General features: G+C 62.5%; 12 protein-coding genes and 1 pseudogene. 5 read left to right on the plus strand and 8 right to left on the minus strand.

The annotated features are described in order from the left end of the window. The 3 genes and pseudogenes from HMPREF9696_RS21915 to gmk form a co-directional block, all read left to right on the plus strand. Positions 1-188: pseudogene (locus HMPREF9696_RS21915) on the plus strand (endolytic transglycosylase MltG); the annotation flags it as partial. A 96-nt stretch (positions 189-284) separates the two neighbouring features. Next, positions 285-1,172: a YicC/YloC family endoribonuclease gene (locus HMPREF9696_RS03115; protein ID WP_002711490.1), complete on the plus strand. Its 888-nt coding sequence runs from the start codon at positions 285-287 to the stop codon at positions 1,170-1,172. 8 nt (positions 1,173-1,180) lie between these two features. Next, positions 1,181-1,837 (plus strand): guanylate kinase, encoded by a 657-nt coding sequence (gene gmk, locus HMPREF9696_RS03120; RefSeq protein WP_002711491.1) that lies wholly within the window; start codon positions 1,181-1,183, stop codon positions 1,835-1,837. Positions 1,838-1,866: 29 nt separating this feature from the next. Here the strand turns inward: gmk and HMPREF9696_RS03125 are convergent, their stop codons facing one another. Then, positions 1,867-2,964 (minus strand): hypothetical protein, encoded by a 1,098-nt coding sequence (locus HMPREF9696_RS03125; RefSeq protein ID WP_002711492.1) that lies wholly within the window; start codon positions 2,962-2,964, stop codon positions 1,867-1,869. A gap of 144 nt (positions 2,965-3,108) precedes the next feature. Between HMPREF9696_RS03125 and HMPREF9696_RS03130 the strand changes: the two genes are divergently transcribed. Beyond that, a complete protein-coding gene (locus HMPREF9696_RS03130) occupies positions 3,109-3,786 on the plus strand; it encodes a spermidine synthase family protein (protein WP_002711493.1) in 678 nt (225 codons plus the stop codon). Positions 3,787-3,902: 116 nt separating this feature from the next. Here the strand turns inward: HMPREF9696_RS03130 and HMPREF9696_RS03135 are convergent, their stop codons facing one another. The 7 genes from HMPREF9696_RS03135 to HMPREF9696_RS21750 all read right to left on the minus strand — a co-directional run bounded on the left by HMPREF9696_RS03135 (position 3,903) and on the right by HMPREF9696_RS21750 (position 11,690). Continuing rightward, positions 3,903-4,961, minus strand: coding sequence for an alcohol dehydrogenase (locus tag HMPREF9696_RS03135; protein ID WP_002711494.1), 1,059 nt, complete (start codon positions 4,959-4,961; stop codon positions 3,903-3,905). 14 nt (positions 4,962-4,975) lie between these two features. Then, positions 4,976-5,842 (minus strand): 16S rRNA (adenine(1518)-N(6)/adenine(1519)-N(6))-dimethyltransferase RsmA, encoded by an 867-nt coding sequence (rsmA, locus tag HMPREF9696_RS03140; RefSeq protein WP_002711495.1) that lies wholly within the window; start codon positions 5,840-5,842, stop codon positions 4,976-4,978. Next, a complete protein-coding gene (gene pdxA / locus HMPREF9696_RS03145) occupies positions 5,839-6,843 on the minus strand; it encodes a 4-hydroxythreonine-4-phosphate dehydrogenase PdxA (protein ID WP_002711496.1) in 1,005 nt (334 codons plus the stop codon). Before pdxA ends, rsmA begins: the two co-directional genes overlap by 4 nt. A gap of 37 nt (positions 6,844-6,880) precedes the next feature. Continuing rightward, the gene (locus HMPREF9696_RS03150; protein WP_002711497.1) at positions 6,881-7,813 is read right to left on the minus strand and encodes a peptidylprolyl isomerase; all 933 of its coding nucleotides are present in this window, start codon (positions 7,811-7,813) and stop codon (positions 6,881-6,883) included. 157 nt (positions 7,814-7,970) lie between these two features. Next, positions 7,971-10,346 carry an LPS-assembly protein LptD gene (locus tag HMPREF9696_RS03155; protein WP_002711498.1) on the minus strand — a complete coding sequence of 792 codons (2,376 nt, stop codon included), beginning with the start codon at positions 10,344-10,346 and terminating at the stop codon, positions 7,971-7,973. Positions 10,347-10,447: 101 nt separating this feature from the next. Continuing rightward, a complete protein-coding gene (gene lptG / locus HMPREF9696_RS03160; RefSeq protein WP_002711499.1) occupies positions 10,448-11,536 on the minus strand; it encodes an LPS export ABC transporter permease LptG in 1,089 nt (362 codons plus the stop codon). Between the two features lie 13 nt (positions 11,537-11,549). Continuing rightward, positions 11,550-11,690, minus strand: a complete 141-nt coding sequence (locus HMPREF9696_RS21750; protein WP_169332499.1) for a hypothetical protein — start codon at positions 11,688-11,690, stop codon at positions 11,550-11,552. A 332-nt stretch (positions 11,691-12,022) separates the two neighbouring features. Here HMPREF9696_RS21750 and HMPREF9696_RS03165 point away from each other — a divergent pair, with 332 nt between their 5' ends. Then, positions 12,023-13,525, plus strand: coding sequence for a leucyl aminopeptidase (locus tag HMPREF9696_RS03165; RefSeq protein WP_002711501.1), 1,503 nt, complete (start codon positions 12,023-12,025; stop codon positions 13,523-13,525). The last annotated feature ends 51 nt before the right edge of the window (positions 13,526-13,576 follow it).

The raw sequence follows: 13,576 nt of genomic DNA on the forward strand, positions 1-13,576 counted from the left end.
CGGCGGCGGCGCCCGCGAAGCCCGCTCCATCAGCGCCCAAGGCCGCTCCAAGGGCCTCCGCGCCCAAGACATCCGCACCGCACAGCATCATTGCCAATGAACCGGCTGCGGGTCGCAAGCGCACCGCGAAGCGCGCTCCCGCGGCGGCGGAGCCGGCTGAAGCGGAGCCGGAAGAAAAGACCCAGTAACGGCTCCCAACGCCGCTGCATGATGGCTTGCACGCTGTCCCGATTTCAGGGACAAGCGGGGCATCAATTCATGCCTGCCACGGAGAAACTGTCGGAATGGCGTTGTCGAGCATGACTGGCTTTTCCCGAAGCCATGGCACCAGCGGACCCTACACCTTCGAGTGGGAACTGAAATCGGTCAATGCCAAGGGTTTCGATTTCCGGCTCCGTCTGCCGCCCGGGTGGGATGATGTGGAAGCCCCGGCTCGCAAGCGCGCCGCCGAACTGCTGTCGCGCGGCACGGTCTACGCAAACCTGAGCGTCAAGCGCACCGGTGCCGCATCCGTCGTGCGCATCAATGAGGACGTGCTGGCCTCGATCCTGAAGGTCGCGGCGGAGATTTCGGCGCGCACCGATGCGGTCGCGCCGAGTGTCGATGGCCTGCTCGGGATCAAGGGCGTCATCGAAGTGGTCGAGCCGGAAAGCGACGAGGCCGAAATGCAGGCGGCGCGCGCCGCCGTGTCCGCATCCTTCGAGCAGGCGCTGCAAAGCCTGATCGACATGCGCAGGCGCGAAGGGATCGCGCTTGGCCAGATCCTCAATCAGCGCATGGATGAGATGGAAAGTCTTGCCGCGCGTGCGGAAGCCGCCCCCGGGCGCAAGCCGGAAGCCATTCGCGCGCGGCTTGCCGAACAGATTGCCGTATTGCTCGAAACATCGGACCGTTTCGACGCCGACCGGCTCAGTCAGGAAGCGGTAATGATCGCAGCCAAGGCGGATATCCGCGAAGAACTCGATCGCATCGCCGCGCACATTGCACAGGCGCGCGAACTGCTCGGCAAGGGCGGCGCGGTGGGGCGGCGGCTGGATTTCCTCGCGCAGGAATTCAACCGCGAGGTCAACACCACCTGCTCGAAATCGAACGACATCGAACTGACCAACATCGGCCTCGAGATGAAGACGGTTGTCGAGCAGTTTCGCGAGCAGGTCCAGAATCTCGAATAGGATTGACCATGGCGGCGGGCGGCACCTTGAAAAACGGCGAACGACGCGGGCTGATGTTCGTGCTGTCGTCGCCGTCGGGCGCGGGCAAGTCCACGCTGGCGCGGATGCTGATCGAGAAGATGAGCGATCTCAGCATGTCGGTGTCGGTCACCACACGCGCGAAGCGGCCGGGCGAGGTCGACGGCGAGCATTACCATTTCATCGACAAGCCGAAGTTCGACGCGATGGTGAAGGGCAACGAATTGCTCGAGCACGCGACCGTGTTCGACAACTCCTACGGTACGCCGCGCCAACCGGTGGAGGACGCGCTGTCGTCAGGGCAGGACGTATTGTTCGATATCGACTGGCAGGGCACGCAGCAGCTTCGCGAGAAGGCGCGCGCCGATGTTGTCAGCGTCTTCATCCTGCCGCCGTCGGCCGCCGATCTGGAAAAGCGGCTGCATACGCGCGCGCAGGATTCCGACGAGGTCATTCGCGGCCGTATGGATCGGGCCAGCCACGAACTCAGCCACTGGGCGGAATACGATTACGTCGTCACCAACAACCAGTTGGACGACGCCTATGCGCAGGTCGTCACCATTCTCAAAGCCGAACGGCTGAAGCGTGAGCGGCAGACCGGCCTCTCGGCCTTCGTGCGCGATCTGCAAAAGCAGTTGGAGAAGTAAGCGGCGGGTTTCGCCCGCCGCTTGAATTCTTACGCCGCCGGGCGCTTCACGGCGCGGGCGAGCAATTCCTCAAGTTCATCGACGTCGGTGTCCGGAATGCGCGCTTCCGTGTCAAGGACACGCGCGTGCGGCAGTGCGCGGCCATAGCGGGGTTCGTTGAGGTGATGCGTTTCGTCGGAGAGCGGCGGATAGTCTTGGGTGAGCGGCCGGCCCGTCTCGTTCAGATCCCAGATCGGACGGCGCTGAACATAGGTGCGGTCGTCTTCGCGCGGCTTGGGCCGAAAATACTTGTACAGCAGCGGTCCCAGGATCGCCGCGAGCGCCAGCACACCGACAAGAAGACTGAGCAGGATACGCACTGACAGGCCTTCCTCGCCCTCGGCAGTGGCAACAGGCTTTTGCGATGTCTGTGGAGCTGCGCCCGTGACTGCTGCGGGAATGGGCGCCGCGGTTTGTGGCTGCGCCTGCGCCACGGTGCCGCTCGCCGCGAGGCGTTCGGGGGTGAGGCCAGAGACGGGCTGCGCCGGCTGTGGCGGTGTCGCCTCGGGCTGATTGCCCGCGGCCGGCGCAGCATTTGGGTCGGGCCAGCGCGTTGCGATATTCCAGCCTTGCCTGCTGGCCGTGTCAGAGGATGGCTGGATCGCTGCAGCCTGATTATCCTTGCCGATGTCAGGGTTGGTGGACCCATTCGGCATCGGTGGCCATGTCGTCTCGGCAAGTGACGGATCGTCCTCCGAGTCTGTTCTCAGTTCGGCCCGCGCATTCGCGACCGAATTCTGCATGGTTTTCTTCGTTGCTGCCTGCTTCGCAGGAGGCGTGATCTTCGCCGGCGCGGGCGTGTCTGCTTCGGCAGTGTCTGACGCAGCGGAAGCGGGCGCCGCGGCCTTTTTCGTCTTCGCTCCTTCGTCGGCGAGATACCAGCACTTGCGCCTGGTGCCCTTCTCGATGCGATAATACCAGTGCGCGCCTGCCGGTGTGGTGGCCTTCGGAGCGGCAAGGCATTCGTCAGCAGATTTTGCCGTGCTCTCGGAAGCGGCAGAGGCCGCGGTGAGCGGCGATGTGATACTGAGGATTGAAACGCAGCCGGTGACGGCGGCAAAAGCAATTGCGACTGTGCGGTTTGACATTCTGTCCCCCTTACGCAACACGAACTCATTCCCGAGCCGGGTTTTGGGCGACAAGTTGGGTGGGAATAGGCCGCAAATCCGGAGAGGCCAAGGCTTAATTCGGGCGCGCGGAACCGGGACGCAATCTACAATCGAGGACAGGCATTGATACCCTGGAACCTGCTCGGTACGGCGCAAATTCCCGGTGGCGGCGAACTCCGTCTGTTGCGGCGAGGCACGGAGTTTTCCATCAAGCTCGGCCAGAACGAGTTGATGAATAGCCGTCTTAGCGGCTCCGAAGAGGCGCTTGCGACGCTTGTTTGTGAGCGGCTGCAAGGTTGCAGGCAACCGCGAATGCTGATCGGCGGCCTTGGCATGGGATTCACGCTGCGGGCAGCGCTGTCGAAGCTCGGCGCGGATGCAAGCATCGTTGTCGCGGAGCTGGTCCCCGAGGTCGTGGCATGGGCGCGCGGGCCGATGGCGGAGATATTCGGCGACAGCTTGAGCGATCCGCGCGTCAGCATTCGCGAGATGGATGTCGGTCTTCTGATGCGGACACAGCAATCCGCCTACGATGCAATCCTGCTCGATGTCGATAACGGGCCCGAAGGGTTGAGCCGCGAAGCCAACGACGCGCTCTACAACAGCAGCGGCCTTGCGACGGCGCGCGGCGCATTGCGCGCGGGTGGCGTTTTCGCGGTGTGGTCGTCCGGTCCCGATCCGCGCTTCACACAGCGCCTGACAAAGGCGGGCTTCGGCGTGGAGGAAATCAAAACGCGCGCCAGCCGAAAGGGCGGTGGCGCGCGTCATGTGATCTGGATCGCGACCCGGTTGGGCCGCTGATAGCTGTTGTCATTGCGAGCGAAGCGAAGCAATCCAAAGCAAAGAAAAGATATGGATTGCTTCGTCGCTTTGCTCCTCGCAATGACAAAAAAGTAGCCGTATTCGCGTGTGCTAACTCAGTTCGTCAGCATGATGCGGCCGACGACCTTGCCGGCGCGCAACTGGTCGATCCACTTCTGCACGTCGCCCATCGGCTCTTCCTTCATCGGCGTCGGCTTGACCTTGCCGGCTTTCGCCAGCTCCATCAATTCCCGGCCTTCCGCGAGCGTGCCGGTCATGAAGCCTTCGATGGTCATGCGCTTGTAGATCCACTGCACCATCGGCAGGTTGAAGTTGCCACCCATCAGGCCGGACACCACGATCTTGCCGCCGCGCGCCACAACGGAGGTCGCGAACGCCATCGACTTCTCGTTGCCGGCGAAGTCGACAATGCCATCGAAGCCTCCGTCGGTTTCCTTCAGGATGCGCTTGGCGATATCGGCTTCGGTCGGATCGTAAGCGGTGGTGGCGCCGTTCTTCAGCGCGGCGTCGCGGGCCGATGCGCTGAGATCGGCCACCGAGACCGGCTGCTTGAACATCGCCTGGGCGAGCGATACGCCCATCATGCCGACGCCGCCGAGACCGATCAGCAGGATGTTGCGCTGGCGCGGGCGATCGACAAGGCGTTTCAGCGCGCCGTAAGCGGTGATACCGGAGCACATCAAGGTTGCCGCGGTATCGACCGGCACCTGACCGTAGTCGATCAGATACTTCTCGTCGGGGACGAGGACGTGGCTGGCAAAGCCGCCGTCGATGGACACGCCGAGAAAGCGGTTACGCGCGCAAAGGTTCTCGTCGCCGTTGAGGCAGTCGCGGCACTTGCCGCAACCGATCCACGGGAAGACCGCCATCTTCTTGCCGATCAGCGACGTGTCGGCATCCGGGCCGACTTCATCGACAACGCCGGCGATCTCGTGACCAAGGGTGAAGGGCAGGGTCATGCCGCGCGTGGTGTCGAGCTTCTTGCCGCCTCCGAGGTCGGCATAGCCATCCTGGATATGGAGGTCGGAATGGCACAGGCCGCAGCGCTCGATGCGCACCAGAACTTCCCGGCCTTGCGGCTTCGGGGTGTCCACGATCGTTTCGCAGAGCGGAGCATCGAACTTGACGAGGGACTGGCGGCGCATCTGGGCCATAGGGGCTTTCTCCGTTACGGTGTTTTTGCTTTTGCGGCTGTTATATCCGCCAATTCGCGAGCCATGGCAACAAAGCCGGACACCGGAATCGTCTCCGCGCGGCGGGTCGGATCGACACCCGCGGCGGCGGCAAGGAGTGCCGGATCCACGCCCAGTGACTTCAGGCTTTGCCGCAGCATCTTGCGGCGCTGGCCGAAGGCGGCCGATGCGACGCGCTCCAGCGCGCGCCGGTCGCAGGGTTCTGGCGCGGCGCGCGGGATCAGCCGCACCACGGACGAGGTGACCTTTGGCGGCGGCACGAAGGCGCTGGGCGAAATATCGAACAGGATTTTGGTTTCCGCCCGCCAGTTCGCCAGCACGCCGAGACGGCCATAAGCGTCATCCTCCTCGCCGGCCACGATGCGCTCGGCCACCTCGCGCTGAAACATCAGCACCATCATGTCGTACCAGGGCGGCCACGGTTCAGCACAAAGCCAGTCGATGAGCAAGACGGTCGCGATGTTGTAGGGGAGGTTGGCGACGATCTTCGCGCGCTCGCCGCCCAGCAGCGGGCGCGGGTCGAAGGTCATCGCATCGTCATTCACGATGGTCAGACGGCCGGGATAGCGCTGCGCGATTTCCTCAAGGGCCGGGATGGCGCGTACGTCGCGCTCGACAGCGATCACGCGCTTGACGCCCTGCGCCAGCAGCGCGCGGGTCAGCCCGCCAGGGCCGGGACCGATCTCCACGACAGTCTGGCCCTCAAGAGGACCGGCAGAGCGGGCAATTCGCGATGTCAGATTGAGATCGAGGAGAAAATTCTGGCCGAGCGATTTGCGGGCCGACAGCTCGAAGCGGCGAATGACATCGCTCAGTGGCGGCAGATCGTCGATCGTGCTCATGCTTTCGAGGCCGCCATCCGCGCGGCAAGACGCAGCGCCGCGATCAGGCTGGACGGATTGGCGCGTCCCGTGCCGGCAATGTCGAATGCGGTGCCGTGGTCGGGCGAGGTGCGGATGAAAGGCAGTCCCAACGTGGCGTTGACGCCGTCGTCGAAGGCGATGGTCTTGATCGGGATCAGCGCCTGATCGTGATACATGCAGATGGCGCAGTCATAGGTCTTGCGCGCTCCGGCATGGAACATGGTGTCGGCGGGCAGCGGTCCGCGGACGTCGATGCCGGCTTGGCGCAAGGCTGCAACGGCCGGCGCGATGATGGATTGATCCTCGGTGCCGAGCGTGCCGTCTTCGCCTGCATGCGGATTGAGTCCGGAGATCGCAAGGCGGGGGCTGGCAATGCCGAGCCGGGTCTTCAGGTCGGCAGCGACAATGCGTGCGGTCTTCACGATCAGGTCGGTCGTGAGTTGGGTGATCGCATCGCGCAGCGGCAGATGGATCGTCACCGGCACGACGGCGAGATCGGATGACCACAGCATCATCACCGGATGCGGCACGGTGCCGTTCACGGCCGCGGACAATTGCGCGAGAAATTCGGTGTGGCCGGGATGCGAGAAGCCGGCGCGGTAGAGCACGCTCTTGGCGATCGGATTGGTGACCACCGCGCTGGCGCGGTCTTCGATCACATCGGCGACGGCGTGGCGGATCGAGGCGATCGCCGACGGCGCGCTGCTGTCGTCGGGCTTGCCGGGCTGCGCGGTACTCGCGATTCCGGTTCTCACGACAGGAAGTGCGTCAGAGAAGATCGCTGAAGCATCTTCCGGCTTGATGTCCGCGACTGTGATGGTGGAGTTCAGCAGATCGCCGCGTGCCCTGATGAATGTGCTGTCGCCAATCAGATAGAACGGTGGAAGATCGAGTTCGCGCCGCTTCAGCCACGCCGCGATGGCAATATCGGGACCGATGCCGGCAGGTTCACCCAAGGTAAGAGCAAGAGCTTTGCTCATATGAACGCATGCTCATGACAGCAGTGGAAGGATCGGCTCATTTGCCGCGGATCTCGATCATCGCACCCTTTCGGACTTCCTCAAGATACGACTTCGACTTGGCTTCGTACTTCTGGTTGTAGATCTTTTCGCGAGCTTCGCGCTTGGCCGGTGTGTCGGCTTTGGTCGGCTTGCGGCTGCAGAGCGCCACCATTTCCACGCCCTGTTTGGTGACTTCCGGCGGCGTCAGTTTGCCGACCGGGGTCTTGTCCAGCAGGTCGCGCAGGTTCGGCGGCAGGTCCGCGGAGGTCTTGGTGATCTGATCACGGATTGCCGCGTCGCGCATTGAGCGGAACAGTTCCTGAGCCTCTTCGCAGGACGAAATCCTGCCGCGCAGAAGTTCAGCTTCCTTGCGGCGGGACTCGACAACGCTGGATGGCGAGCCGCGCGGTACGATCAGGACGATCGGGCGCACGAGATATTCAAAGCTCTCGTTTTCCGATTTGCCGCCGGTGCCGTCGAAACCGGCGAGATCCTTCTCCGGCACGAGCAGGTTGGACTGAAAACGTCCGCGCACAAGGTTGCCCCAGGTCATGTCCGCCTTGATGCGCAGCTTGAGCGTTTCAGGGCGAATTCCATGGCCTTCAAGCGTCTTGTTGAGCTGCTCGGGGCTCATCCGCATGCGCGAGGCCATGTTGCCATAGGCTCCGTCGATATCCGACGATGACATGTCGAGGCCGTACTTCTTGCCTTCCTTGATCTTGAGTTTGTCGTTGATCAGTTCGGTCAGGGCCTCCTGCCGCGAGATCGACTTCTTTGTCGTCAGCATCGTGAGCTTGATGCGCTGATCGACATCCAGATTGGTGATGGCCTCGCCGCTGACCATCGCGGCGACGGACTGCGCCATGACAGCCGAGCCGAATCCGGACATTGCGAGAATGGCTCCCGCGAACGAAACGGTTCGTACAAAGCGGAAAAAGGTCACGATCATGATCAGGCCCGTCTTAAATTCATCCTGGAAGGGTTCGGAGATTCCAATGCACCGTCCGTGAAATCAACCCCGGGTTTGCGGCGACAATGCGCGCTTCCAACGAATCGCCGGCTCTTCGCGCCATCGCAGCTAGCTGCGCTATTTGGATACCGGACGATTATTGCGCCGCGTTGAATGATGACGTGCCGATCGTGCGAAGGCCGATCTGCAGCATGATGCGGTGATCGGTGACCGGTGTTGTATAGCTCGTCGAGGTATACGCGTAGTCGGTGATGTAGTTCGCCGCGATGATGAAGCAGTCATCCACATAGCCCGCGCCCACGATGTACTGGTTCACGGTCTGGTTGGTAATGTCGTAGCGCAGGCCGCCGGACAGGACCCAGTTCGATGCCACCTTGAAGGTGCCGGTTCCAACGATGCCTTCGCGGCGGTTCAGGAATCCGAGTTCCGGCTGCTTGTCGTAGTTGCCATAGAGCAGGCTGACCTGGAAGCGGTCGAAGTTGGCGCGGCCTTCAAGCTCGAAGCGGCGTACGGCGCCGGTGGCTTCGTCCAGCCGCGTCCGGGCGGTCAGGCTGTAAATCCTGTTCGGCTGATAGGAGACACGGGCCACATAGTCGGAACGGGACTTGTCCAGACCGCTGCCGAGGCCGGTATTGGTCAGGTCCTGTACGGCAAACGAATTCAGGCCGAACAACTGGTACGATTGTCCGAACAGCACGTTGATGAAGCCGCCGCGGTCAAACTGCGTGGTCGCCTGAACGCCGACATTGGCGCGGCCGCCACCTTCGACACGATCGTAGCCCGAGAACTTGTCGACGCGGAACAGGTTGCTGTCGTCGAAGGTGAAGCTCTGCGCATCTTCGTTGGGAAGGCGGCCGGCGTTCGGCTCATTCGGGCGGACGATGATCTGCGCAATAGGTTCGATCGTCGTGGTGCCCCATGGCTGCACATTGATGAACGGATAGCGGTACTCGAGGCCGACCGTGGGCATCAGGCGGGCGGTCTGGGTCGAGCCAACCGGCAGATAGTTGGAGACGCCAGGCTGGTTGTCGATGTTGGCGCTGATCACGTCGCCGCGCAGCGAGGCGAACGGCGTGAAGATCTGGCCGATGGAGTCGGTGAACGATCGGCGCCATTCGACTTCGGCGGTCAGGCGGGTGTAATCGCCCGGAATGCCGCGCAACAGGCAGTTCGACGGAATTTTCTTGGTCGGATCCGCGGATGTCGGCAGGCAGAAGCCGTTGAGAAGGGCGGTCGGATTGATCGCGTCGAACGAAGCGGTCTGGCGGCTCAGGCTGGTGAAGTTGGCCTTGTAGCTGAACTCGCCGCCGAGAATGTTGCGGTTGAGCACGTTGGAGTAGTCGATCACCGGATGAATGACCGGAATCTGGCTCTGGTTGTCCGCTGCCGAATAACCGAGGAAGTGCATCACGCGCGCGTCGAAGTAGCTGCGATTGCCGACGCCGGTGAGATAGATCTGCGACAGACCCGTATCCGGCGTCAGCAGGAAAGCGTTGAGCGCGTTTTTGTACGGTCCCAAGTTGTAGTCGAAGAAGAATGCCTTGTCGGAAACCGCGACCGCATCCCAGCCCCAGACCCATTTGTCGTTGAGTGCAAACTGGCCCTTGGTGTCGATGCCGCCGCGGAACTCGCGCTGACCGGGCTGCGCGTTGAACTGGTTCGGATCGTCCTGACGGATGCCATAGGCGCGGATTTCGTAAGCGCCGTTGATCAGGCGCTGACGGAATTCACCCTGCAGCAGCAGGCCTTGTTTGGTCGTATAGCGCGGCGTCACCGTCGCGTCGTAATCCGGCGCGAGCGCGAAATAATAGGGCACCTCAATGCCAACACCGTAACGGGTGTTGGACATGTAGTTCGGGATCAAAAAGCCGCTCTTGCGCTTGACTGTCGGGTCCGGCGTCGAGAAGAACGGCAGGTAGGCGATAGGCTGACCGAAGAACTCGAGGCGTGCGTCCTCGAAATACAGCATCTTCTCGGTCTGATTGTGAATGATGCGCGCGCCCTTGACCTGCCACAGCGGCGGTTTTTTCGGATTGTCCTTACAGGCCGCGCAGGCGGTGTAGACGCCGTTCTGGAAGATCGTGACTTCGCCGCCGGTGCGCTCCGCGCGCGTTGCGGCCATGCGGGTCTGGTCGGCGGTGTCGAGCCGCAGTGAGTCGACAAAGCCGTCGCGATAATCATCCGACAGGTCGAGCAGGTTGGCGTAGGTGATCTTTCCGTCGGTATCGGTCAGACGGACGTTGCCCTCGGCGTGAAGGCGCTTGGTCTTCTGGTCGTAGATGACCTTGTCCGCCTCCAGCGTCGACCCGTTGTAATAGATCTGAACGCTGCCAACCGCCGCCACGCGCGAGTTGTTGTAGTCGTAATTGACCTCGGTAGCCTGGACCAGCATCTGCCCGTCGTTGTTTGTCGGGCGGGCCTGCTTCGGCGGTTTTGGAGGGAGCTGGTTGAAGCGGAACGATTGCTGGGCGGCTGCCGGCGTGACGTCGGCAACACCGAAGCCGACGGCCATGCACAGTCCCAGAATGGCAGACATAACCGTGCTTTGACGGCGCAAGCGTATGCGCCGCCTGAACGCAGGCGTCCGTCCTTGGAGGGCGGCGACAACGGCCACTACCCGTCCTCCTGGTACAGCAAGGCCAAAAATCCCGAGAGGCCACCCACACAGACGGGTAGCCACGCGGCAGCGAGCGGATGCATCAACTCGGCCTTGCTTAAATCCTCAGTTACTTTCGACAGGACATAGAGCAGAAACCCTGCTGCAACGCCACTTAAAACCATCTTTTGCACGCCGCCGAACCGGAAGAACCGCAGGCTGACGGCAGCCGCCAGCATGACCATCGCAGCCAGCAAAAACGGGCGTGCGATGAGCTTCTGGTATTGCAGACGGTAACCCGCTGTAGCCTGGCCGGAGTTTTCCGACGACCGGATGTAGTCGGGCAGTTGCCAGAAAGACACAGTTTCGGGGGTGGAGAAACTGTTCCGGACCTGCGCGAGGGTCAGGGTGGTGGCCAGGGTGAGTCTGTCCAGCTCTTCCAGCGGGCTATCTAGCCGGTACCGGCGCACCTGCTTGAACACCCATTGGCCGGGCTCGAGGGTGGCCTCGTTGGCCTCGATTCTTTCCTTGAAAGTGCCCGAAGGGTCGTACCTGAATACCGTGATGCCCGTAAGGAGCGACCCCTGTCCCTGGCTGCGGGCGGCATTGATAATGCTCTGTCCCTCGCTTGTGGACTGGTTGAGCCAGAAGCCCGCGCCATCCTGAGCCCGCGGTGCGCCGTCAGTGAAGATTCGGGTCTCCATGACCTTGGCGCGTTCAAGCATTTCCGCGGACAGGGGATTGTAAAGGACGGTGGCGAGCATGCCGAGGAACAGCGCGCTCAACAGGGCGGGCGTCGTGAACTGCCAGGCGGAAATGCCGGCCGCGCGCGCGATCACAAGCTCGAGCCGCCGCGACAGGGCGAGGAACGAGATCATCGCGCCGATCAGGATACAGAACGGCATCAGTTTTTCGAGCGACAGCGGCACGCGGAATAGCGCGGTCTGCGCGACGAACAGGCCCGAGACATTCGGCAGGCTTCCGGCTCGGCGCATCAGTTCGATGTAGTCGACGGTAATCACGAGCACGAAGATCGAGGCGAACGTCGCAACCGAAGCGATCACGAAGCGGGCGGCGAAATAGCGTGCAAGAATTGTCGTGACCATGCGCAGGGCCGCCTTACGCCAATGCCAGCCGCAGGACGGCTTGCGCGGTCGCGATGCTCTTGGCGGACGACAGCGCAGTCGTCCGGTCTTCGGTGGTGTCGTTCGACCCCATCAGGCAGCAATATCCCCAACTCCAGCCGGATTTCGCGCTCACCCCCACCTTTTTCCAGGTTCCCCAGGGGACGCGGAATCGCGCTGTCCGGCACATTCTTAAGTCATAGCATCCCTTTGATTGGTCAACAAAATGGCTGACCTGAGGCCGGGCGTGAAGTGTGGTTAATAAAAAGCCATCGTTGCATTGCGGCCACGCCGGATTGGCAGCGCCAGGCGGCGTGTCGCAGACCTTACCCGCAACTCGTGCGCCGGACGGCGCTTGGCACCGACCGCAGGAAAGCGCCATATAGCAAAGTCCCATGTTCCGAATCCGGATATCCCGTGGATTTGGATGTCTTTGCTCGCAATCGCGATGATCTGGAGGATTTGCCTATGACCGACGCCGTCAAGGTCGGCTTCGTACCGTTTTCCGCTGCCGCACGCGGCGTTCTGGTGGTGTTTTGCGATGATACGCTGAAATTCGGACCGGCGACGATCAAGGCGCTGGGCTCCACCGTCAACGCGGTCAAGCGCGCGGCGGCGGCGAACCAGTTCAAGGGCAAAAGCGGCGGCGCTCTGGATATCCTGGCTCCGGAAGGCTTGAAGGTGGGCCGCCTGATTGTCGTCGGTGTCGGCAAGCTCGCCTCGCTCAAGGACGGTGACTTCATCAAGCTCGGCGGCAAGGTCGCCGCCAAGATCACCGCAGGCACCGAAGCGGTGACGATTCTCGCCGAACTGCCGTCGGGCGCGATGAAGGGATCGCAGGCCGCGTCGATTGCAGCGGGTGTCCGGCTGCGCGCCTACCGGTTCACCCGTTACAAGACCACGAAGAAGGAAACGGACAACGCACCACTGCGTGCGCAGTTTTCGGTCGCCGTGGCGGACGTCGCTGCCGCGCGCAAGGCATTTGCGCCGGAAAGTCAGGTTGTGGACGGCGTGCTGGTTGCGCGCGAACTCGTCAACGAGCCGCCGAATGTGCTGTTCCCGGCGGAATTCGCGCGCCGCGCAACGCAGTTGCGCAAGCTCGGGGTCAAGGTTGAAGTCCTCGACGTCAAGGCGATGACAAAGCTCGGCATGGGCGCGTTGCTCGGCGTGTCGCAGGGTTCGGAACACGACGGCCGGATGGTCATCATGCGCTGGAACGGCGGCAAGCCGGGCGAACAGCCGATTGCCTTCGTCGGCAAGGGGGTTTGCTTCGACACCGGCGGTATCTCCATCAAGCCGGCCGGCAGCATGGAAGACATGAAGGGCGATATGGGCGGCGCAGCCTGCGTCGTCGGCCTGATGCACGCGCTAGCCGCGCGCAAGGCCAAGGTCAATGTGATCGGCGCCATCGGTCTGGTCGAAAACATGCCGGACGGTAACGCCCAGCGGCCGGGCGATATCGTCACGTCGATGTCGGGACAGACCATCGAGATCATCAATACCGACGCCGAAGGCCGTCTCGTGCTGGCGGATGTGCTCTGGTATGTCGCGAAAAAGCACAAGCCGAAATTGATGGTCGACCTGGCAACGCTGACCGGCGCGATCATGGTTGCGCTCGGCGTCGATTATGCCGGCATGTTCTCCAACGACGACAAACTCGCGGAACGCCTGACAGCCGCGGGGCAGGAGACCGGCGAGCGGGTCTGGCGCATGCCGCTCGGTCCAGAATACGACAAGCAGATCGACTCCCAGTTCGCCGACATGAAGAACACCGGAACCCGCAACGGCGGTTCGATCACGGCGGCGCAGTTCCTGCAGCGCTTTGTTGACGGCACGCCATGGGCGCATCTCGACATCGCCGGTACTGCGATGGGCGTGCCGGCGTCCGACCTCAACCGGAGCTGGGGCTCGGGCTACGGTGTGCGTCTCCTGAACCAGCTTGTGGCCGACAACTACGAGGCGAAGCGATAACGCTGTCCTCCGTCATTGCGAGCGAAACGAAGCAATCCATTCTTAAAGAAG

Source organism: Afipia clevelandensis ATCC 49720, assembly GCF_000336555.1.
Taxonomy (GTDB): domain Bacteria; phylum Pseudomonadota; class Alphaproteobacteria; order Rhizobiales; family Xanthobacteraceae; genus Afipia; species Afipia clevelandensis.

Excerpts from the sequence above, each read along its gene's own strand:
- pdxA (WP_002711496.1), bottom strand. The coding sequence starts at position 6,843 with ATGAGCAAAGCTCTTGCTCTTACCTTGGGTGAACCTGCCGGCATCGGT.
- gmk (WP_002711491.1), top strand. The coding sequence starts at position 1,181 with ATGGCGGCGGGCGGCACCTTGAAAAACGGCGAACGACGCGGGCTGATG.
- HMPREF9696_RS03135 (WP_002711494.1), bottom strand. The coding sequence starts at position 4,961 with ATGGCCCAGATGCGCCGCCAGTCCCTCGTCAAGTTCGATGCTCCGCTC.
- HMPREF9696_RS03165 (WP_002711501.1), top strand. The coding sequence starts at position 12,023 with ATGACCGACGCCGTCAAGGTCGGCTTCGTACCGTTTTCCGCTGCCGCA.
- HMPREF9696_RS03155 (WP_002711498.1), bottom strand. The coding sequence starts at position 10,346 with ATGGCCGTCGGCTTCGGTGTTGCCGACGTCACGCCGGCAGCCGCCCAG.
- HMPREF9696_RS03150 (WP_002711497.1), bottom strand. The coding sequence starts at position 7,813 with ATGATCGTGACCTTTTTCCGCTTTGTACGAACCGTTTCGTTCGCGGGA.
- HMPREF9696_RS03115 (WP_002711490.1), top strand. The coding sequence starts at position 285 with ATGGCGTTGTCGAGCATGACTGGCTTTTCCCGAAGCCATGGCACCAGC.
- rsmA (WP_002711495.1), bottom strand. The coding sequence starts at position 5,842 with ATGAGCACGATCGACGATCTGCCGCCACTGAGCGATGTCATTCGCCGC.
- lptG (WP_002711499.1), bottom strand. The coding sequence starts at position 11,536 with ATGGTCACGACAATTCTTGCACGCTATTTCGCCGCCCGCTTCGTGATC.
- HMPREF9696_RS03125 (WP_002711492.1), bottom strand. The coding sequence starts at position 2,964 with ATGTCAAACCGCACAGTCGCAATTGCTTTTGCCGCCGTCACCGGCTGC.